General features: G+C 62.6%; 16 protein-coding genes and 1 pseudogene. 8 read left to right on the forward strand and 9 right to left on the reverse strand.

Going from position 1 to position 20,326, the window contains the following annotated elements:
• Positions 1–233: 233 nt before the first annotated feature.
• Together Q0K17_RS05795 and Q0K17_RS05800 are read left to right on the forward strand one after the other, a co-directional pair.
• Positions 234–1,178 (forward strand): GDP-L-fucose synthase, encoded by a 945-nt coding sequence (locus Q0K17_RS05795; protein ID WP_294540895.1) that lies wholly within the window; start codon positions 234–236, stop codon positions 1,176–1,178.
• A 37-nt stretch (positions 1,179–1,215) separates the two neighbouring features.
• Positions 1,216–2,535: a sugar phosphate nucleotidyltransferase gene (locus Q0K17_RS05800; RefSeq protein WP_294540897.1), complete on the forward strand. Its 1,320-nt coding sequence runs from the start codon at positions 1,216–1,218 to the stop codon at positions 2,533–2,535.
• Between the two features lie 183 nt (positions 2,536–2,718).
• On the opposite strand, the gene Q0K17_RS05805 is transcribed toward Q0K17_RS05800, so the two are convergent.
• From Q0K17_RS05805 to Q0K17_RS05830, 6 genes are all read right to left on the reverse strand, one after another.
• The gene (locus Q0K17_RS05805) at positions 2,719–4,581 is read right to left on the reverse strand and encodes an alpha-amylase family protein (protein ID WP_294540899.1); all 1,863 of its coding nucleotides are present in this window, start codon (positions 4,579–4,581) and stop codon (positions 2,719–2,721) included.
• 17 nt (positions 4,582–4,598) lie between these two features.
• Positions 4,599–5,543 carry a carbohydrate kinase gene (locus tag Q0K17_RS05810; protein WP_294540901.1) on the reverse strand — a complete coding sequence of 315 codons (945 nt, stop codon included), beginning with the start codon at positions 5,541–5,543 and terminating at the stop codon, positions 4,599–4,601.
• A 25-nt stretch (positions 5,544–5,568) separates the two neighbouring features.
• Entirely contained in the window at positions 5,569–7,815 is a 2,247-nt protein-coding gene (locus tag Q0K17_RS05815) for an alpha-galactosidase (RefSeq protein ID WP_294540902.1), read from the reverse strand.
• Between the two features lie 167 nt (positions 7,816–7,982).
• A complete protein-coding gene (locus Q0K17_RS05820; protein ID WP_294540903.1) occupies positions 7,983–8,819 on the reverse strand; it encodes a carbohydrate ABC transporter permease in 837 nt (278 codons plus the stop codon).
• A 3-nt stretch (positions 8,820–8,822) separates the two neighbouring features.
• Positions 8,823–9,707, reverse strand: coding sequence for a sugar ABC transporter permease (locus tag Q0K17_RS05825; RefSeq protein WP_294540904.1), 885 nt, complete (start codon positions 9,705–9,707; stop codon positions 8,823–8,825).
• Between the two features lie 12 nt (positions 9,708–9,719).
• Positions 9,720–11,003 carry a sugar ABC transporter substrate-binding protein gene (locus Q0K17_RS05830; RefSeq protein WP_366776749.1) on the reverse strand — a complete coding sequence of 428 codons (1,284 nt, stop codon included), beginning with the start codon at positions 11,001–11,003 and terminating at the stop codon, positions 9,720–9,722.
• Between the two features lie 310 nt (positions 11,004–11,313).
• Here Q0K17_RS05830 and Q0K17_RS05835 point away from each other — a divergent pair, with 310 nt between their 5' ends.
• Positions 11,314–12,189: an AraC family transcriptional regulator gene (locus Q0K17_RS05835; RefSeq protein ID WP_294540905.1), complete on the forward strand. Its 876-nt coding sequence runs from the start codon at positions 11,314–11,316 to the stop codon at positions 12,187–12,189.
• Positions 12,190–12,259: 70 nt separating this feature from the next.
• On the opposite strand, the gene Q0K17_RS05840 is transcribed toward Q0K17_RS05835, so the two are convergent.
• Positions 12,260–12,559 (reverse strand): putative quinol monooxygenase, encoded by a 300-nt coding sequence (locus Q0K17_RS05840; protein WP_294540906.1) that lies wholly within the window; start codon positions 12,557–12,559, stop codon positions 12,260–12,262.
• A gap of 67 nt (positions 12,560–12,626) precedes the next feature.
• On the reverse strand, positions 12,627–13,508 hold the full coding sequence (locus tag Q0K17_RS05845; protein ID WP_294540907.1) for an ROK family protein: 882 nt from the start codon (positions 13,506–13,508) through the stop codon (positions 12,627–12,629).
• Between the two features lie 168 nt (positions 13,509–13,676).
• Here Q0K17_RS05845 and Q0K17_RS05850 point away from each other — a divergent pair, with 168 nt between their 5' ends.
• Together Q0K17_RS05850 and Q0K17_RS05855 are read left to right on the forward strand one after the other, a co-directional pair.
• Positions 13,677–15,422, forward strand: coding sequence for a class I mannose-6-phosphate isomerase (locus Q0K17_RS05850; protein WP_294540908.1), 1,746 nt, complete (start codon positions 13,677–13,679; stop codon positions 15,420–15,422).
• Positions 15,423–15,487: 65 nt separating this feature from the next.
• Positions 15,488–16,210: a GntR family transcriptional regulator gene (locus tag Q0K17_RS05855; protein ID WP_294540909.1), complete on the forward strand. Its 723-nt coding sequence runs from the start codon at positions 15,488–15,490 to the stop codon at positions 16,208–16,210.
• 75 nt (positions 16,211–16,285) lie between these two features.
• Here Q0K17_RS05855 and Q0K17_RS05860 read toward each other — a convergent pair whose 3' ends face one another.
• Positions 16,286–17,314 carry a LacI family DNA-binding transcriptional regulator gene (locus Q0K17_RS05860; protein WP_294540910.1) on the reverse strand — a complete coding sequence of 343 codons (1,029 nt, stop codon included), beginning with the start codon at positions 17,312–17,314 and terminating at the stop codon, positions 16,286–16,288.
• A 330-nt stretch (positions 17,315–17,644) separates the two neighbouring features.
• Between Q0K17_RS05860 and Q0K17_RS05865 the strand changes: the two genes are divergently transcribed.
• From Q0K17_RS05865 to Q0K17_RS05875, 3 genes and pseudogenes are all read left to right on the forward strand, one after another.
• Entirely contained in the window at positions 17,645–18,616 is a 972-nt protein-coding gene (locus Q0K17_RS05865) for an ABC transporter permease subunit (protein WP_294540911.1), read from the forward strand.
• 17 nt (positions 18,617–18,633) lie between these two features.
• On the forward strand, positions 18,634–19,599 hold the full coding sequence (locus Q0K17_RS05870) for a carbohydrate ABC transporter permease (RefSeq protein ID WP_366776752.1): 966 nt from the start codon (positions 18,634–18,636) through the stop codon (positions 19,597–19,599).
• Between the two features lie 68 nt (positions 19,600–19,667).
• Positions 19,668–20,326: pseudogene (locus tag Q0K17_RS05875) on the forward strand (hypothetical protein); the annotation flags it as partial.

Consider the following 20,326-nt stretch of genomic DNA (forward strand, 5'->3'; position numbering starts at 1 on the left):
GTCGGCGTCCACCGCCTCGAAACGGTGGCGGTTTTTCCGTCGCTTTTTGGCGGCAAAAAGCGACAACTTCCCGGCAAACAGCCGCTTGCCGATAAAGCCACAGCACTACGGTGGCGGTTTTCGGTTCCTTTTTGACGCCAAAAAGGAACAACTCTCCCGCAAGCTCCCGCTTGCCCAAGAACCAGCAACCTTTTCTCTCATAAAGGAAATACCCAGAAAGGAAGTCTTACCTCATGATGGACAAAAATGCCAAGATTTATGTGGCGGGCCACCGCGGCATGGTGGGCAGCGCCATCCTCCGTGAACTGCAGCGTCAGGGCTACACCAACATCATCACCCGCACCCACAAGGAACTGGACCTGACCCGGCAGGACGCCGTGGAAGCCTTCTTTGCCGAGGAAAAGCCGGAATACGTCTTTCTGGCTGCGGCCAAGGTGGGCGGCATCGTGGCCAACGAGGAAGCCCTGGCCGACTTCATGTACGACAACATGACCCTGGAGATGAACGTCATCCACTCCGCCTGGAAGAACGGCTGCAAGAAGCTGGAATTCCTGGGCTCCAGCTGCATCTATCCCCGCATGGCGCCCCAGCCCATGAAGGAGGACTGCCTGCTCACCTCCGCCCTGGAAAAGACCAACGAGGCCTACGCCCTGGCCAAGATTTCGGGCCTGAAATACTGCGAGTACCTGAACCGTCAGTACGGCACCGACTACATCAGCGTCATGCCCACCAACCTGTACGGCCCCAACGATAACTACCATCCCACCCACAGCCATGTGGTGCCCGCCCTCATCCGCCGCTTCCACGAAGCCAAGGAGCAGAACCTGCCCTATGTCACCTGCTGGGGCGACGGCAGCCCCCTGCGTGAGTTCCTGTATGTGGACGACCTGGCCAACCTGTGCGTCTTTTTGATGAACAACTACTCCGGCAACGAGACGGTGAACGCCGGTACCGGCAAGGAACTGACCATCAAGGAACTCACCGAGCTGGTGGCCAAGGTGGTGGGCTACACCGGCGAGATCCGCTGGGATCCCTCCAAGCCCAACGGCACCCCCCGCAAGCTGCTGGACGTGAGCAAGGCAACCAAGCTGGGCTGGACCTACAAGACCGAGCTGGAGGACGGCCTGCGGCTGGCCTATGAGGACTTCCTCCACAATCCCATGCGCGCCGAGCGCTGATAAAACTGTTCCCACGGGAGAAAGGCGGACACCCCTTATGAATCTGATCCTTCTTTCCGGCGGCAGCGGCCAGCGGCTCTGGCCCCTGTCCAACAACATCCGGTCCAAACAGTTCGTGCCCCTGCTGAAGAACGGCAAGGGCGAGTACGAGAGCATGGTCCAGCGGGTCTACCGCCAGATCAAGCAGGCCGACCCCCGGGCCAACATCGTGGTGGCCACCGGCAAGCGGCAGGTCAGCACCATCAAGAACCAGCTGGGGGGCAAGGTCAGCGTCTGTGTGGAACCCTGCCGGCGGGATACCTTCCCGGCCATCGTGCTGGCCTGCACCTACCTCACCGACGTCATGGGCGTGCACCCCGACGAGCCGGTGGTGGTCTGCCCCGTGGACCCCTATGTGGACGACACCTATTTTGCGGCGGTGAAGCAGATGGCCCGTCTGGCCGGACCGGAAAACCCCCACGCCGCCAACCTGACCCTCATGGGCATCGAGCCCACCTATCCCAGCGCCAAATTCGGCTACATCATCCCCAAAAGCACCGACCCGGTGAGCCGGGTGTCCAGCTTCAAGGAAAAGCCGGACGAAGCCACCGCCGCCGCCTACATCGCAAAAGGCGCCCTGTGGAACGGCGGGGTCTTTGCCTTCCGGCTGCGGTATCTTCTGGCCATCGCCCACAAACAGCTGGATTTCCGGGGCTTTGCGGACCTGCAGGCCAACTACGGGATGCAGAAGCGGATCAGCTTTGACTACGCCGTGGCCGAAAACGAGCCGGACATCGCGGTCATGCGCTACGCCGGCCAGTGGAAGGACGTGGGCACCTGGAACACCTTCTGCGAGGTCATGGCCGACCCGGCCATCGGCAAGGTGCAGATGGACGAAACCTGCGAAAACCTCAACGTCATCAACCAGCTGAACATCCCCATCATCTGCATGGGCTGCAAGGATATGGTGGTGGCGGCGTCCAGCGACGGCATCCTGGTCAGCGACAAGGGCCGGTCCAGCCACATCAAACCCTTTGTGGAACAGGTGGAAGGGGAGGCCCGCTTTGCGGAAAAGAGCTGGGGTTCCTTCACCATTCTGGACGTGCAGCCCCAGGCCACCACCATCCGCATCGTGCTGAACCCCGGGCATCAGCTCACCTACCACAGCCATGAACACCGGGACGAGGTCTGGACCATCGTGGACGGCATGGGCCGCACCGTCATTGACGGGGACCAGCGCCCGGTGCGCCCCGGGGACGTGGTGACCATGCCCGCCGGCGTGCGCCATACCCTTATGGCTGACACCCGCCTGGAAGCCATCGAGGTGCAGATCGGCGCCGAGATCGACGTGGCGGACAAGCAGAAATACGAACTGTAAAGAAACCGAAAATAATACAAAATAAAAAAATCGCCGTCGGCGGACATGCGCCGGCGGCGCTCCGAGAACGCAAAAGGACAGCCCCCCGCAAGGGGCTGTCCTTTTGCTTTGGCAGATAAGGGGGAAACAATCTTCCCCGACACCCCGGCCCGAAGGCCGGGGGCGGGGCAGACAGAAGGAAACTTATTCGTTCACCAGCACCCGCATCTCGTAGGGCTGCAGCCACAGGTCCCGCACATCGGCGGCGGCGCCGGTGCGCCGGTCGCGGTAGGCGCCGTCCAGGGCGTCCAGCCACAGGTGCTGGGGTTCGGCGGTGAAGTTGAACACCCCCGCCAGGGTGCGGCCGGAATCCAGCCGCCGCACAAGGCCCAGCACCCCGTTGTTGTGGGTGTCCCAGGTGGTGAACCAGGCATCCGGGCCGAAGCAGGGGTCGCTGCGCAGTTCCCGCAGCGCTTCCAGCCCCTGCCACAGCTCGTTCTGCAGGGTGCCCGGTTCGCTGCGCTTGGCGGCGTTGTCCCAGTTGAATCTGGTGCGGTGCAGGTTGCGGCTGTCCTCCGCCAGGTCGGGGTCGTTCTTGTAGCCCCAGCCGTTGAGCTGGCCGATCTCGTCCCCGCTGTTCAGCATGGGGAATCCCTTGAAGAAGGCCATGGCCCCGTGCATCAGCAGGTCCCGGCGCAGCGCGGTCTGCAGGGCGGCTTCGCTGCCCTGTTCCAGGGCCTGCTCCACCCCGCACAGGCTGGCGGTGGTGCCGCAGCTGCGGGCGTCCCGGGTGGCGGGGTCGTAGTTGTACACCTCGCCCTTGGCCCAGCTGCCCTCAAACCGGCCTTCATAGAAGTGGTAGAGGAACTCCTTGTGCAGCTGGGGGTCGATGCCCAGGTACCGCTCCACATCCTCGTCCAGGCCCCAGCCGATGTCGTCGTGGCAGCGCAGGTAGTTCACGAACCAGCACTGGGGGCCCAGGGCGTTCAGGGCGTCCAGCTGGGCTTTCAGCAGCCGCACATCCCGGGAGGCCAGGGCGCTCCACAGGTTGACCATGGTGGACACACTGTACAGCATGTGACATTCCGGCTTGTCCGGGGTGCCGAAGTAGGCGGCCAGCTCGCGGGGGGCCATGACCACCTCCCCTTTCAGGATGACGGCGGGGCAGACGGTCTCCAGCACCATGCGGATGATCCGCACGATGGTGTGCACCTGGGGCAGGTTGCGGCAGTTGGTGCCCAGCTGCTTCCAGATGTAGGGCACCGCGTCGATGCGCAGCACCTCCACGCCCAGGTTGGCCAGATTGAGCATGCTGCGGGTCATCTCCACCAGCACGGCGGGGTTGCGGTAGTTCAGGTCCCACTGGTAGGGGTGGAAGGTGGTCAGCACCCACTTGTGCATCTCCTCGCACCAGGTAAAGTTGCCCGGGGCGGTGTTGGGGAACACCTGGGGCACCGTCCGCTCGTACTGGTCGGGGATGGTGCGGTCGTCAAAACAGTGGTAGAAGTTCTGGTAACAGGGGTCCCCGGCCTTGGCGCGGCGGGCCCATTCGTGGCTGGAAGCGGTGTGGTTCATCACAAAGTCCAGGCACAGGCTGATGCCCGCTGCCCGCAGCTTCTTGGTCAGGGCGGCCAGGTCGGCGTTGGTGCCCAGGGCGGGGTCCACCTGGTTGAAGTCCTCCACCGCATACCCCCCGTCGTTGTGGGGATGGGGCATTTTCAGAAGAGGCATCAGGTGCAGGTAGGTCAGCTTCTGCTCCTTCAGATAGGGCAGCTTGCGGGCCAGCTTTTTCAGGTCCCCGGCAAACAGGTCGGTGTACATGGTCATGCCGAACATGTTCCCCCGGCGGTACCAGCCCGGGTCCGCCTCCCGGGCGGCGTCCAGCTTTTTCAGTTCGGGGCTGCGGGCGGCCCAGGCTTCGGCCATGGCCTGCTCCAGGGTGTTCAGGGCGTCCCGGTCGTCGTACAGCTCCATGAACAGCCATTCCAGCTCGTCATGGCAGCGGGCCATGCGGGCATCAAACACCCCGGTGTCCCGGCGGCGGAAAAGGGTCTCCTTGGTTGCCATTGCAAAAACAGCTCCTTTTATTCAGCGGCGTTCATCTCGGCCAGAGTGGGCATGGCGGGAATGGCCCCGTGGCGGCTGGTGGTCAGGGAGGCCGCCTTGTTGGCGTAGGCCAGCATCTCTTCCAGCTGGGGGCGGGTCAGGCCGTCCAGCGCCCCTTCCCGGCGGCACAGGCGGGCCAGAAAGGCCCCGAAGAAGGTATCTCCCGCGCCGTTGGTGTCCCCCACCGTGCAGGGCACCCCCGGCACCGTGCCGGTCATCTCCCCGAAGCGGTAGTACACCCCGTCGGCGCCCAGGGTCACCAGCACCAGCCGGATGCCCCGGTCCGCCAGGGCGGCGGTGCCGGATGCCAGGTCGGCGGTGTCGGCCATCAGGGGCAGTTCCTCGTCGGAAATTTTCAGGATATCCACCATGCCCAGGGGCTTGCGCATCCGGCGCACGGCGGTGGCTTCATCCGGCCACAGGTTGGCCCGGTAGTTGGGGTCGTAGGTCACCAGGGCCCCCAGACTGCGGGCGGTCTCGGCGGCGCAGAGGGTGGTGGTGCGGGCGGGTTCCCGGGTCAGGCTCACGCTGCCGAAATGCAGGATGCGGGCCTCCCGCAGCAGTTCCGGGGGGATCTCATCCTTCAGCAGCATGGAGTCTGCCCCCGGGTCCCGGTAGAAGGTGAAATCCCGTTCCCCCTTCTCGTCCACCGACACCACCGCCAGGGTGGTGTGCTGTTCCTCGTCCACGGCCAGGGCCCGGGCATCCACCCCGTTTTCCTCCAGCACGCTGCGCAGATACCGCCCGAAGGCGTCCTGCCCCACCTTGCTGATCAGGGCGGTGGAAGCCCCCAGCCGGGCCGCGGCCACCGCCAGGTTGGCGGGAGCACCCCCGGGATTTGCCGCAAACCGGGGGATGCCGGCCTCGTTCACGCCGGTCTGGGTCAGGTCAATGAGCACTTCTCCGATGGCAACGATGTCCATACTGATTCCTCCGTTTTCTGTGGGGTCAGGGCAGGCGGGTCAGATGCAGCTGCAGGCTGGGAGCGTCCCCGATCATGTGGGGCAGGATGTACCCCGCATACATGAGCATGCTGCCGCTGCACACCGCCCCCACCTGGCTGTCGGGTTTGTCCCCGGACTCGGGGGTTTCGGTGGTGCCGTACACCCGCAGCTCGTCCACCTTGTACAGGGCGTCCTCCTCCAGGCCTTTCAGGCACAGGTGCAGGGGACGGGCGTTGGCTTCGGGGTGGGTCAGCACCAGGCTGACCAGGCTTTCACCCTCGGTCACCGTCTGCCAGGCCACATAGCGGGGCTGGCGGTCGGGGTCGCGCAGGCGGTAGTAATCGCCGTTCTGGATCACGTCGTAATAGCGCTGGAAGGTCTTGATCTGCTGGCGCACCTGGCCGCATTCCTCGTCGGTCAGGCGGCCCAGGTCCAGCTCATACCCGAAGGTGCCGGACATGGCCACCACCGCCCGGGTCCACAGGGGCACGGTGCGGCCGGTCTGGTGGTTGGGGCAGGCGGAAACATGGGCGCCCATGGCCGACACCGGATACCCGAAGGAGGTGCCGTGCTGGATGGTCAGCCGCTCGATGGCGTCGGTGTTGTCGCTGCACCAGATCTGGGGGAAGTAGCACAGCATGCCGGCGTCAAACCGGCCGCCGCCGCCGGCGCAGCCCTCAAACAGCACATGGGGGAAGGCGGTGGTCAGCCGGTCCAGCAGGCGGTAGACCCCCAGCATGTACCGGTGGGCCACTTCGCCCTGGCGTTCGGGGGGCAGGGCACGGCTGTATACGTCGGACATGTTCCGGTTCATGTCCCATTTGATGTATTCGATGTGGTTCTCGGCCAGCAGGGCGCTGAGGCGTTCCACCAGGTAGTCCACCACCTCGGGGCGGCTCAGGTCCAGCACCAGCTGGTTGCGGCCCATGGCCGGACTGCGCCCGGGCAGGGTCAGGGCCCAGTCGGGATGGGCCCGGTACAGGTCGGAATCCTCGCTGACCATCTCCGGCTCCACCCACAGGCCGAATTTCATGCCCAGGGCGTTCACCCGCTCAATGAGGGGGCGCAGGCCGCCGGGAAGCTTCTCCTCGTTCACATACCAGTCGCCCAGACCGGCGTTGTCGTCGTTGCGCTTGCCGAACCAGCCGTCGTCCAGCACCATCATCTCCACCCCCAGGGAGGCGGCCTTTTCCGCAATGCGGCAGATGGTGTCGGTGTTGAAGTCGAAGTAGGTGGCCTCCCAGTTGTTGATGAGCACCGGGCGGCGGGTATAGCGGAAGGGGCTGCGGCAGATGTTGCGCCGCAGGAACTTGTGGTAATGGCGGGACAGGTCTCCCAGGCCGCCGGCGGAGCAGCAGAGGAGCACTTCGGGGGCGGTGAAGCTCTCCCCGGGTTCCAGCTGCCAGCTGAACCGCTCGTCGTGCAGGCCGCTGACCACCCGGGTCAGGCCGTTCTGGTCCACCTCCATGTCGGTGCGGTGGCTGCCGGAGTAGACCAGCATCACCCCGTAGCACAGGCCGTGGTCCTCGGTGGCGTCATGGTCGCACAGGATCACGAAGGGGTTGTGGTGGTGGCTGGACGCGCCCCGGGTGGAGGAGACGGTGGTGATGGCGGCGGGCAGGGGCGCCCGTTCCATCTTGCGCTCCATGGCGTGGCGGCCGTGGAAATGCACCAGGTCCCAGTTGCCGAAGGGCAGGTCCAGGCAGGCCGAAGCCGCCTTTTCCAGCCGCAGGGGGGCGGCGCCGGCGTTTTTCAGCCGCACTGCCCGGGTGATCACGTCCTGTTCGGCAAACACGCCGTACAGCAGTTCCAGGCACAGGCCGGTCACCGGGTCCTTCATCCGGATGCACAGGGTCTCGGCCTCGGCGCCCTCGTCGTGGGCGCAGGGCAGGCCGTCCAGGGTGTATTTGCCGGGAGTGATCTCGTGGGATTCATACAGGAAGTCCGCCCCGGCGGCGCCGTCGGGGTCCCGGACCACCAGGCAGGACAGGCGGAAGTCCCCCACGTTGCAGCCGGTGTATTCCTGGGGCAGCACGTCGGGCGAGACGCCGCGCCGCAGCCGGCAGGGGTAATAGTCCGGCGAAAAGCCGTGGTCGGCCGGGGGATACAGCTCCCGCAGGTCGCCGCGGCCGATCTTGCGGCCGTAGTACATATGCAGCAGGCGGCCCCGCTCATCCACCCGCATCTGGTAGGTGGTGTGGATGGTCTGCAGGGTGAAAGTTTGCGTTCTGGCGTCGAATTGAATGCCCATAACTAGGGTTCCTCCTGAAGAAAGAATATATAGCCAGGTGCGCCGCGCCGCCCGGGGCGGGCGTGCACCGAGTTTTCCCAAGAAAGGCGGCAGGCGGGCGGTTTGCCGCAGCCCGCCTGCCGCCGGAGGTGTCCCCCGCGGGGACGTTCAAGGGCAGGGACGGCAGCTTATTTGCCGCCGGTCATGGCGATGCCCTGGATGAACTGTTTCTGGAAAATGAGGTACAGAATGACCATGGGGATCATGGCCAGCAGGCTGCCGGCCATCAGCACGGGGAAGTTGGTGGTGTACTGACCGTTCAGGGTGGACAGGCCGGCGGACAGGGTCATCTTGTTCAGGTCGGTGTTGCAGATCAGCGGCCACATCAGGTCGGAGTACGCGAACACGGCGGTGAAGATGGCCAGGGCGGCGCAGCTGGAACCGGTCAGGGGGAACATGACCTTGGTGAAGGTCTGCCACTTGTTGCAGCCGTCCAGATAGGCGGCTTCGGCGATCTCATTGGGGATGCCCAGGTAGGTCTGCCGCAAAAAGAAGGTGCCGAAAGCGGACACCAGGCCGGGGAAGACCAGGGCGAAGATGGTGTTGGTCAGGCCCATGTGTGCCAGCATCAGGTACTGGGGGGTGATGAAGATCTGGCTGGGCAGCATCATCTGCACCAGCACGATGCCGAAGAGCAGGTTCTTGCAGGGGAACTGCAGCTTGGCGAAGGCATAGCCGGCCATGGAGCTGAACAGCACCGCGCAGAGTACCCGGAAGACGATGAGCAGACCGGTGTTGACGTACAGGTTGACGAAGGGGAGGCTGGCCAGGGCGGTGGAGAAGTTGGAGATCTGCCAGGTGGAAGGGAAGATCTGGGGCGGGATGGCCATGGACTCGGCCTGGGTCTTGAAGCTGGTCAGGATCATCCACACGAAGGGGAAGATCATGAGCACGCTGCCCAGGATCAGCACAATGTACGTCAGCGTGGTGGAAAGTCTTTTGCTGCTTTTCATACTGGTATTCATACTTTACACCTCGTAATTGACCCACTTTTTCTGGCCCACGAACTGGATGATGGTGACGACACCGATCAGCAGCACGGTCCAGACGACGATTGCGGACGCATAGCCCTTGTCACCGGCCACGAAGCTTTCGCGGTAGAACAGGGACATCAGGCTCTGGGCATCATTCAGCGCGGGGTTCGCTTCATCGACCATCATGTAGATCAGGTCGAAGACTTTCAGCGAGGACATCAGGCGCATGATCATGACGACGAAGAGGGTGGGCGAGACCATGGGCAGGGTGATGGAGAAGAACTGCTTGACCTTGGACGCACCGTCCAGGTCGGCGGCCTCGTACAAAGTGGCGGACACGTTCTGCAGACCGGCCAGCAGCAGCACGGCGTCGTAGCCGATGTTGCTCCAGATCTGGACGATGGCGCAGGTGAAAAGTACGATGCTGGGGTTGGTCAGCCAGCCGATATTGGCTCCCAGTACGGAGTTAATGATACCATACTGAGAGTTAAAAATCCACTTCCAGACCATGGCCACGGCGGCGGGGGCCACCACCATGGGCAGGAAGAAGATGGCCCGGAAGGTGGTGCGGCCGCGGATCTTGCTGTTCAGCAGCACCGCCACCAGCAAGGCCAGGAAGATGCCCACCGGCACGGTGAGGATGCAGAACAGGATGGTGTTCCAGGTGGCTTTCCAGAATTCGGTGTTCTGGAACATCTCCACATAGTTGTCGATGCCCTCGAACTCAAACATGCCGAAGGGCTTGGACTTGGAAAAGCTCATGCGGATGGTATCAATAAAGGGCCAGATGTTCAGTACCAGCAGACCGATGATGGTGGGGGCCACCATCAGCAGGCCCCACACCGCACCGTCGCGGGCCAGTTTGGATGTCTTCTGCATGACGATGCCTCCTTATTCGTAATACTCGGCGCTGGCTTCGTCCACCGCGTCCTGCATGGCCTGCAGGCCGCTGTCCAGGTCCAGCTCACCGGTATAGATCTTCAGCAGGGTGTCGCTGACTTCGCTCTTCCACTCGGGGCGGGCGGCGTTGTTGACGCTCTGGATGCAGTAGTCGAACATGTCGATGAAGGGCTGCACGTTGATGGGGTATTCGTCGAACACGCCCACCCAGGTCTCTTCCAGGCCCTCATAGGCCGGGATGGCGGCGCCGCTTTCGCCCTGGATGCGCTGGCCTTCCTCACTGCCGAAGAACTTCAGCACGTCCTTGACGATGTCCAGGTGCTTGTTCTTGGCGCTGGTGGCGTAGCTCAGACCGTTGGAGATGGTGGCCCGGCCGTCGCCGCTCAACGGGTCCGGGCAGGCGGGCAGGACAGCCACGTCCCACTTGCCCACCATGTCGGGGTAGTTCTGCAGCTCACTCAGGATGTTCCAGTCACCTTCCAGGAACATGGCGCCCTTCTCGGAGAAGAAGGCGGTGCCGGGGGCGGTTTCCGCAAAGTAGTTCTGGTCGGGGCACCAGTCATAGCTCTGCAGCCCGATGTAGAACTCCATGCCTTTCTTGGTGGCGGGGTCCAGGAAATTGCCCCGGGTCTTGTCCTCGGTCAGGATGCTGCCGCCGGCCTGGTACACAAAGTTCCAGTAGCCCAGCTGGTCATCGCCGTAGGCCATGTAGCCGTACTTGCCGGTGGCGTCGTAGATCTTCTGGGAAGCGTCCACCAGGTCGTCCCAGGTCCAGGTCTCGTCGGGGTAGGCCACGCCTGCCTCATCAAACATTTCCTTGTTGTACACAAGGCCCACGGTGTCCTTGTCCTTGGGCACCGCATACAGATTGCCGTCCGACCCGCTGGCGTTGGCCAGGGAAATGTCGGAAAAATGCTCCGTCTCCACAATGTCGGAGCAGTCCGCCAGCTTGCCGTTGTCGGCGTACTTCAGGATCTCGTTGGTGTGCATCCAGAAGATGTCCGGCATCTGGTTGCTCATGGCTGCCGCTTCCAGCTTGGTCCAGTACTCGTCCCAGCTGGTCACCTGCACCTCAATATGTACGTTGGGGTGCTCGGCGGTGTAGGCATCACACATGGCCTGCATGCCGTCCCGCTGGGCCACGTCCCAGATCTGGAACGTCAGGTTGACGCTGCCGTCCGAACCGCCCGAACCGCAGGCCGTCAGCCCGGTTCCCAACCCGGCTGTGACGCACGCCGCCATCAATCCGGCAAGCAACTTCCGTTTGATGTTCATAAGATGTTTTCCTCCTGTCTGATCGTTTGCAGTGGTTTTCTGCCAGCCCGGCCGGTGCGGCAGCGGCAGGGTCTTCTATGACCTTGCCAATGTGCTGAAATTTCTGGGAACTTTTTGTGCAATGTGCACTATGCACAAATTATTTCCCGATCTGACGGCTTTATTATACATTCTGACAAAGAAAGGGTGAATATCCTGCTGCCAGTTTTTATATCTCAATTTAGCGGTTTTCTGCAATTTTCGTTGAAGTCATGACGCATCAGGGTATATAATAAGAAAAAAACAAGAAAAATTACGGGGGTGGCCGGCAATGCAGCAGAATAACGATATCCAGACAGAAAACAAGCTGAAGTTTCATGTTTTCCAGGACGAGCGTTTTGTGGACCTGAACCTGTACCAGTACGGGTGGGAGCGCACCGAGCCGCTGCACTCCTACGGTCCCCACGCCCGCAACCACTATCTGTTCCATTATGTCATAGCGGGGCGGGGGGTGCTGTATGACGACGACCAGGCCTACAAGATCGAAGGGGGGCACGGGTTCCTCATCGTGCCGGGGGTGCCCACCACCTATGTCTCCGACCGGGAGGACCCGTGGGAGTACACCTGGATCGAGTTCGACGGCCTGCGTGCCCGGGAAAGCCTGAGTCTGGCGGGGCTCAGCCGCCGCCAGCCGGTGTACACCCCCCTGAACCGGGAGGCCGGCCGCCTGCTGCAGGAACAGATGCTCTACATCGTCAACCATCCCCAGGCCAGCCCCATCCACATCATCGGGCAGGGGTTCCTCTTCCTGGACCGGCTGGTGCAGTCCTCCTCCGCCCACCGGGAGCAAAGCCAGCGCCGGCTGCGGGACTTTTACATGAAGGAAGCCCTTTCCTTTATTGAACAGAACTACCAGCGGGACATCTCCATCGAGGAGATCGCCGCCTTCTGCGGGCTGAACCGCAGCTATTTCGGCAAGGTCTTCCGGGACACCATGGGGGAAAGCCCCCAGGCCTTCCTGCTCCACTACCGCATGGCCCGGGCGGCCCAGCTGCTGAAGGAGAGCACCCTGCCCATCAGCGCCATCAGCGCCATGGTCAGCTATGCCAACCAGCTGCATTTTTCCCGGGCCTTCAAGTCGGTGTACGGCATGGCCCCCCGGGATTACCGGACCGCCCACTTTGTCCAGCCCCAGGAAACCCCCTGACCCGCACCGGAACAAAACAGCCCCCGGGCCGCCGAAAGGCGGCCCGGGGGCTGTTTTGTCTGCAAAAGGTTCAGTCGGCGTCCCGGAAGCGCTCCACCCGCATCTTCAGGTGGTACTTCTTGCGCAGCTGGGCGATGGCGTCCATCATATCGGACTTGTGGTGGGCGTCAATGGCCCCCTGGTCCCGCCAGCGGTCGATGAGCAGGACCGTCTCCGGGTCCTGGGCGGGGTAGTAGTAGGCGTAGCCCAGGTTGCCCTCCTCGGCGCGGATGCGGTCCACCAGACCGCTTTCGGTCATCTCCCGGGCAAAGTCCCGGGCGCTGCCGTTGGTCCCGGTGTAAAAGATGTGAATGGTGATGCTGCTGTTCATGCCGCGTTCCTCCGTTTCTTTTTGATGCTTCCAGTATACACCATTCCGGCGGGGATGTCTTCTTTTTTCAAATTGTGCAAAGCCCCTGCAGCGCCCGCACGGAGGTGTCGGCGGTGACGTGCAGGGTCACGTCCAGCCGGGAACAGAGGCCGGCCAGCGGTTCCCCGAAATAACAGAAACTCCGGGTGACCTGCCCGCCCAGGCAGAGGCACTGGGGGCGGAATGCCCGCAAAAAGGGGTCCAGGGCGTCCCGCAGCCGGATGCCGAAGGCCGCAAAGCAGGCCAGGGCCTCCCGGTCACCCTGGGCACACAGGGCCGCCAGCTGGGCGCCCTCCAGGGGCTGCCCCAGCCGCTGGGCGCACAGGGCCATCAGGCCGCGCTTGCTGATATAGTCGTCGATGCAGCTGTCCAGAAAGGGCGCCGAATAAATATAGCCGCCGGGAGGGACCCCGGGCGAGCCCTCGGGGGCAAGGCTGTCCCCCAGACCGAAAGCACTGCCGCATCCGGTACCGATGCACACCGCCAGGGACCGCCGGCTGCCGGCCGCGCTGCCGTACCGGATCTCACCCAGGGCAAAGGCGGCCACATCGTTGATGAACCGGATGTCCTGCGGCGCCGGCACCCGGTCCTGCAGCCGGGTGAAGAGCGCGCGGCGCAGATCCGTGCCGTACAGGGCATCGTATTTGTCCAGGCCCCGGAGCAGGCAGATTCCGTTTTCATAGTCGAACGGCCCGGGAAAGGCCAGCCGCAGCCCGCCCACCGGGCCGGAGGCCCCGGAACGGGCGTCCAGTTCCCGGAATACCCGGGCAAAGTGGTCCAGCAGGGGACCGGCGTCTTCTTTTGCCTGGGCGGGAAAGTGCTGCAGGGGCGCCAGCAGAACGCCCTTGTCCACCGGAGCCCCTTTGAGCTCGGTCCCGCCCACGTCCAGACAAAGCAGGGGAGCCGCCATTTTAACGCCTTCTTTCGTTGTGATTTTACAGCCACAGTATAGCAGGCAAACAAGAATATGTAAATACATATTTGAAAAAATCTCAAATAGATTTCAGATATGTATTGACAAATGCTTCCCCGTCCCCTATGCTGTAGGTACAACAAGGCCAAGGAGGCGGACATTGTCATGATGAGAGCGGAAAAAGAGGAGACCGGGCGGTATGTGCTGTTCCCCCGGGTGAAGGCGGAGTGCCCGGAGGCCCGGGTCAGCCAGGGGGCCCCGGCCATCGGGGCGGCTCTGCGCGGGGCCATGCAGGGGCACAAGGTGCTGTGTGTGGAGTGCTATCCGGGGGTGGACCAGGAGGAGGTCCTGGCCTGCCTGCAGCCGGTGGGGGCACAGCTGGTGGTGCACAGCGATGACCTGGCGTTTGAGCCGGAAAAGATGGACGCGGTCCTGGAACAGGACCTCCTGCCGGAGGACCCGGTCTTCGGCATCATGACGGTGCGGCGGCTGAAGGACTTCTTCTATCCGGACAAGATCCGGGAAGCCCGCAGCCGCATCCAGGCCGCCGACGGCCCGGTGGTGGTCTATGGGGTGGGGGCCAGCCTGGTCCACCCGGGGGATGTGCAGGTGGTGGCCGACATCACCCGCTGGGAGATCCAGCTGCGCTATCGCCGGGGGCTTTCCAACTGGCGCACTGCCCGGACCGACCTGCCCAAACTGAAAAAGTACAAGCGGGGCTTTTTTGCCGAATGGCGCTGGGCCGACCGGGAGAAGGACCATCTGCTCAACACCATGGACTTCTACCTGGATATGACCACCCAGGGCAGCCCCGCCATGGTGGACGGGGCCTCCTACCGGGAAGCGCTGCGGCAGACGGCCCGTCGCCCGTTCCGGATGGTGCCCTACTTTGACCCCGGCGTGTGGGGCGGCCACTGGATGAAGGACCATTTTGAACTGCCGGAAAACGGCAGCAACTATGCCTGGAGCTTTGACGGCGTGCCGGAGGAGAACAGCCTGCTGCTGGACTTTGGCGGCGCCCTCATCCAGACCCCGGCCCTGAACCTGGTGCTGCAGCAGCCCCGGGCGCTGCTGGGGGAGCGGGTCCACGCCCGTTTCGGCAAGGAATTCCCCATCCGGTTCGACATGCTGGACACGGTGGGCGGGCAGAACCTGTCTTTGCAGGTCCACCCTCTCACCGAGTACATCCAGAACACCTTCAACATGCGGTATACCCAGGACGAAAGCTACTATATCCTGGACGCCGGCGAGAACGCCTCGGTGTGGCTGGGGGTGAAGGAGGGGACAGACCCCGCGGCCATGGAGCGGGACCTGCGTCTGGCCCAGGCGGGGGGCGCGCCCTTCCCGGCGGAAAAGTACATCAACAACATCCCGGTGAAAAAGCACGACCATGTGCTGATCCCGGCGGGGACCACCCACTGCTCGGGGGCCGATACCATGGTGCTGGAGATCAGCGCCACACCCTACATCTTCACCTTCAAGCTGTGGGACTGGGGGCGCCTGGACCTGGACGGCAAGCCCCGGCCCATCCACATCGACCACGGCATGGCGAACATCCAGTTTGACCGGGACACCGCCTGGGTGCGGGAAAACCTGGTGGGCCAGACAAAGGAAGTCTGCCGGGATGAGAACGGTCTGGTGGAGCGCACCGGCCTGCATGAGCGGGAGTTCATCGACACCTACCGGTATACCACTTCCGGCCGGATGCCGGTGCACCGGAACGGCAGCGTGCAGGTGCTGAATCTGGTGGACGGTGCCCGGGCCCTGATCACCAGCCCCACCGGCGCCTTTGAACCCTTTGCGCTGCATTACGCCGAGACCTGCATCCTGCCCCAGGCGGCGGGGGAGTATGCCATTGAATCCCCCGACGGCGGGCAGATCATGGTGATCGCGGCCAGCGTCCGGCCCTGACCTTGCGCCGGGGCAGCCCCGCTGGTATACTGGAAGGAACAAGGATACCGGAACGGAGGGCAGCCATGGCCAAGTCTTTGCATGAGCAGGCGGCGGAATACATCCGCACCCGCATTGCCTCGGGAGAGTATGCGGTGGGGAGCCAGATCCCCACCGAAAAGGAGCTCTGCGCCTTACTGCAGGTCAGCCGGCCCACCCTCCGGCAGGCGCTGGACGCCCTGACCCGGGAAGGGGTCCTGTCCCGGGTGAAGGGCCGGGGGACCTTTGTGACAAGGCCGAAGGTGGTCCACGAATCCACCAGCTTCATCACCGGCTACCGGGCGGAGAGCGAACGCAACCACCGCACCCTGCGGACCCGGGTGCTGGAGATCGGGGTGGTCCGGGCGTCGGAATCCGTATCCGCGGCCCTGGAATTGCCCCAGGGGGCCAGGGTGACCCGCCTGGTGCGGGTGCGCCATCTGGAAGGGTGCAACGACAACGCCCCGGTGGTGTACACCACCCTCTACGTTCCCTGCAAGTATTTCCCGGACATGGCGGAACTGGATTTTACCGACCTGTCCTTCTACGGCGTGCTGGCGGACCGGGGCCTGGACGTGCGTCGGGCCAGCCGGCGGCTGGAAGTGGTGCCGCCGCCCCCCGAGGTGAGCGCGGGCCTGCGGCTGGGCCCCTTTGAGCCCGCCGTCTACATCACATCGGTGGGCCGGATGGCCAACGACCGCCCCATCGAATATACGGAAAGCTATTATCCGGCCGGCAGCAGCCGCTTCCTGATCGAGGTGAACCGCTGACAGCCGGTGCCCCGGAAAAGCATCGCCCCCGCATGGCAGCAGACCATGCGGGGGCGATGCTTTTTTTGCGGATTCTCATTTCTTCCCGGCCAGCAGCCCCCGGTAGAGGATCTCCGAGCTCACATAGCTGACCTCCTGGGACATGCCCGGGTGCTCCATGAGGAAGAGGATCTTCACCGCCAGACGGGCCCCCAGGGTCTTGGGGCGCACGTCCACGGTGGTGATGCGGTCGGCAATGTTCAGGTATTCGCTGTTGTTGTCAAAGCCGGTGAGGGCGATGCGGCCTTCCGGGTCGATGCCGTGCTCCTCGAAATACCGCTGGATGAAGTGGGCGATATAGTCGCTGACGCACACAAAACCGTCGGGCCGGGTCTTCATGTGTTCCAGGAAATAGCTGATCTCCTCATAGTGGGTGCGCAGCCCCAGCGGCCCGGTGAGGCACAGGTCCGGGTCGGGGGTCAGGCCCCGCTCGGCGTGGGCGTCCAGGAAACCCCGGTAGCGCTCGGTGTTGGTCTGGGCGTAGGCCACATCCCCCAGGAACCCCAGCCTGGTGTGGCCCTTGTCCAGCAGGCGGCCGGTGATCTGGCGCACCTGCTCCCGGCCTTCGATCAACAAAAGGTCCCCGTGTAAACGGGAAAAGGGCAAAGCGGGAATGGTATCCAGATACACCTTGGGCAGGGGCAGGTCGGCCAGCATCTGCAGAAGGGGCGGGCAGTAGACGTTGAGCACGATGATGCCCTCCACCGACCCGTCGGTAAGGCTGGCGGGCAGAGCAAAGCCCTCTTTATAAGAGGTAGGCAGGTAAGTATACATCAGGTTAACGCCCTTGGCGGACAGATCCTTGGCGATCTGGTGGATGATCTGCATCCAGAACACCGAGGACTCCGGCCGGCAGACCACCACCGCCACGCTGCGGCCGTGGCGGGTCTGGGGCGCGGGCTCCGCCGGTCGGGCGGACTGGAAATAGCCCATTTCCTCGGCCTTGGCCTGGATCTGGCGCCGCAGGGCGTCGGACACGCCGGGGCGGTTGTTCAAAGCCTTCCACACGGAGATGCGGGAGGTGGATAGGGCGTCCGCAATGTCCTGCATGGTGGGTTTGCTCATAATGGTACACTCCGTTTGCATTGTTTAGAATAATTCCATTATACAGTGCCCGTGAAAAAAAGACAATATATATGTTAACAAAAGTTAACTTCAAAAATTGACCATTTTGGCAAAACAAATAAAATAAGGCTGATAAGTTACAAAAAAATGACGCAGCCAACAAAGAGACCGGAATTTTATGCAGTTTGACGGTTGACATCAGGTCGTGAAATAGTTAATATTAAGCTAACAAATGAAAACGTGCGGCCTGCGGGATGTTAACGATGTTAACGGGGCGTTAACTAACGGCCGCGCCACCGGCAATTTATTTGTGAGAAAGGAGCGAATCTCATGAAAAAGGAGAAAGCGGCCCCCGCCGCCCAGTCACAGCGCAGGCGCAGGCACTGGACCCGGGACGACACCGAGCTGACCCTGCTGGGCCTGCCCGCCACCATCTGGTTTGCGGTGTTCTGCTATCTGCCCATGTTCGGCCTGATCATCTCGTTCAAGGAGTTCAAGCTGGTCCCGGGCAAGGGGTTCCTGGTCAGCCTGTTCCAGAGCGACTGGTGCGGGTTCAAGAACTTCAACTTCTTTTTGTCCAGCAACACCTTCGGCATGCTCTTGCGCAACACCCTGCTGTACAACCTGGTCTTCATCGTGATCAACCTGGTCATTCCGGTTACCCTGGCCATCATCATCAACCAGCTGTACTCCAAGTTCGCCTCCAAATGCTACCAGACCATGATGTTCTTCCCCTACTTCATGTCCTGGGTCGTGGTCAGCTACTTCGTCTACGCCTTCCTGAACCCGGACAAGGGCCTGGCCAACAACATCATCCAGTTCTTCGGCGGGGACAAGGTCATGTGGTACTCCGAACCCAGCTACTGGCCCTTCATCCTCACCTTCATGTCCACCTGGAAGTCCATGGGCTACAACATGGTGGTCTATCTGGCCAGCATCACCGGCATCGACGCCACCCTGTATGAGGCGGCCCTGCTGGACGGCGCCACCAAGTGGCAGCAGGCCAAGTACATCACCATCCCCTCCATCAAGCCCATGATCATCATGATGTTCATCCTGAACATCGGCAAGATCTTCTACTCCGACTTCGGCCTGTTCTGGCAGGTCACCCAGGGCGTGCCCAACTCCCTGTACAACGTGGTCAGCACCTTCGATACCTACATCTACCAGGCCATCCAGAGCCAGGTCAGCGTCGGCCAGACCGCCGCGGCCGGTCTGTTCCAGGCCGCCTGCTGCTGCATCACCATCCTGCTGACCAACTTCATCGTCTCCAAGATCGATGAAGACAGCGCCATCATCTGAGGAGGGAGGAGACAGTCATGACCATTTCCGAAAAACGCCAGTCCCGCAAAGCCGAGAAGGCCCTGGAAAAGGAGGAGGCCAAAGCCGCTTTCCGCCTGAACCAGATCAAGCCCATGACCAACGGGCTGTTCAACGCCCTCTTCGTTCTGCTCTCCTTCATCTGCCTGTTCCCGGTGTTCTATGTGGTGATCATCTCGGTCAGCTCGGAGGAGTCCATCCGCCTCAACGGCTACGCCCTCATCCCGGAGACCTTCTCCGCCAGCGCCTACACCTTCCTGTGGAACGAGCGGGGCACCATCGCCCACGCCCTGTTCATCTCGGTGCTGGTCACCGTTATCGGCACCGTGCTGGGCGTGCTGCTCACCACCACCATGGGGTATGTGCTCTCCCGTCCGCAGTACCGCCTGCGCAACTTCTTCAACTGGGTGGTCTTCATCCCCATGATCTTCAACGGCGGCATGATCGCCAACTACGTGGTGGTGGCCAACATGCTCCACCTCAACGACACCATCTGGTGCCTGGTGCTGCCCCTGGCCGTATCCAGCTTCAACGTCATCATATCCAAGACCTTCTTCCGAACCACCATCCCCGATTCCATCATCGAGTCGGCCAAGATCGACGGCGCCTCCCAGCTGACCATCTTCAGCCGCATCGTGGTGCCCATCTCCAAGCCGGTCTTCGCCACCATCGGCCTGTTCCTCACCTTCGGGTACTGGAACGACTGGTTCCAGTCCAGCCTGTACATCTCCAAGAACAACCTGTACAGCCTGCAGGCCCTGCTGAACAACATGATGAAGAACCTGGACTACATCGCCAACAACCCCTCTGCCGGCCTGAGCCTGCAGCAGTACCGCAACTCCATGCCGTCGGAATCGGTGCGCATGGCCATTGCGGTGGTCATCGTCATCCCCATCGCCTGCGCCTATCCCTTCTTCCAGAAATACTTCATTTCCGGTCTGACGATCGGCGCGGTCAAGGGCTGATTTTCCGTGTGTCTTTGGCAGGGAACCCTCCCTGCTCCGCAATCCAACCATACAAAAGGAGAAACAAGATGAAAAAGTTCTACAAAGCACTTGCGCTGGGCATGACCGGCGCCATGGCGCTGAGTCTGGCTGCCTGTGGCGGCAGCAGCTCTTCCGCCGCCACCGGCGACACCGCTTCCACCGGCTCCGAGGGTGTCGTCACCCTGAAGTGGGTCACCGTCGGCAACGGCCAGCCCACCAACTATGACGCCTGGCTGCAGCAGATCAACCCCTACCTGGAAGAGAAGATCGGCGTCAACCTGGACGTGCAGGTCGTCTCCTGGGGCGACTGGGACAACCGCCGCAACGTCATCGTCAACACCAGCGGCGAGTATGACATCCTGTTCACCAACATGAACACCTATGTCAACGACATCCATATCGGCGCCTTCTACGACATCAGCGAGCTGGTCAAAACCGCCACCCCCGACCTGTACGCTTCCATCCCCGAAGATTACTGGGAAGCCTGCGAAGTGGGCGGTAAGCTGTACGCCGTGCCCTCCTACAAGGACTCCTCCATCACCGAGTACCTGGTCTGGGATAAGGAACTGGCCGAATCCACCGGCTTCACCATCCCCGAAGCCATCTCCATGGCCGACCTGGGCACCATGACCGACACCCTGACCAAGATGAAGGACGCCTCCGGTGAAGCTTCCTTCCCCATGAACCAGAACGGCGCCACCTGGGC

The organism is uncultured Gemmiger sp. (assembly GCA_944388105.1).
Taxonomy (GTDB): domain Bacteria; phylum Bacillota; class Clostridia; order Oscillospirales; family Ruminococcaceae; genus Gemmiger.

Bases quoted from the DNA above. Each gene is read 5' to 3' on its own strand.
- Q0K17_RS05795 (WP_294540895.1), top strand. From the start codon at position 234: ATGATGGACAAAAATGCCAAGATTTATGTGGCGGGCCACCGCGGCATG.
- Q0K17_RS05800 (WP_294540897.1), top strand. From the start codon at position 1,216: ATGAATCTGATCCTTCTTTCCGGCGGCAGCGGCCAGCGGCTCTGGCCC.
- Q0K17_RS05805 (WP_294540899.1), bottom strand. From the start codon at position 4,581: ATGGCAACCAAGGAGACCCTTTTCCGCCGCCGGGACACCGGGGTGTTT.
- Q0K17_RS05810 (WP_294540901.1), bottom strand. From the start codon at position 5,543: ATGGACATCGTTGCCATCGGAGAAGTGCTCATTGACCTGACCCAGACC.
- Q0K17_RS05815 (WP_294540902.1), bottom strand. From the start codon at position 7,815: ATGGGCATTCAATTCGACGCCAGAACGCAAACTTTCACCCTGCAGACC.
- Q0K17_RS05820 (WP_294540903.1), bottom strand. From the start codon at position 8,819: ATGAATACCAGTATGAAAAGCAGCAAAAGACTTTCCACCACGCTGACG.
- Q0K17_RS05825 (WP_294540904.1), bottom strand. From the start codon at position 9,707: ATGCAGAAGACATCCAAACTGGCCCGCGACGGTGCGGTGTGGGGCCTG.
- Q0K17_RS05830 (WP_366776749.1), bottom strand. From the start codon at position 11,003: ATGAACATCAAACGGAAGTTGCTTGCCGGATTGATGGCGGCGTGCGTC.
- Q0K17_RS05835 (WP_294540905.1), top strand. From the start codon at position 11,314: ATGCAGCAGAATAACGATATCCAGACAGAAAACAAGCTGAAGTTTCAT.
- Q0K17_RS05840 (WP_294540906.1), bottom strand. From the start codon at position 12,559: ATGAACAGCAGCATCACCATTCACATCTTTTACACCGGGACCAACGGC.
- Q0K17_RS05845 (WP_294540907.1), bottom strand. From the start codon at position 13,508: ATGGCGGCTCCCCTGCTTTGTCTGGACGTGGGCGGGACCGAGCTCAAA.
- Q0K17_RS05850 (WP_294540908.1), top strand. From the start codon at position 13,677: ATGATGAGAGCGGAAAAAGAGGAGACCGGGCGGTATGTGCTGTTCCCC.
- Q0K17_RS05855 (WP_294540909.1), top strand. From the start codon at position 15,488: ATGGCCAAGTCTTTGCATGAGCAGGCGGCGGAATACATCCGCACCCGC.
- Q0K17_RS05860 (WP_294540910.1), bottom strand. From the start codon at position 17,314: ATGAGCAAACCCACCATGCAGGACATTGCGGACGCCCTATCCACCTCC.
- Q0K17_RS05865 (WP_294540911.1), top strand. From the start codon at position 17,645: ATGAAAAAGGAGAAAGCGGCCCCCGCCGCCCAGTCACAGCGCAGGCGC.
- Q0K17_RS05870 (WP_366776752.1), top strand. From the start codon at position 18,634: ATGACCATTTCCGAAAAACGCCAGTCCCGCAAAGCCGAGAAGGCCCTG.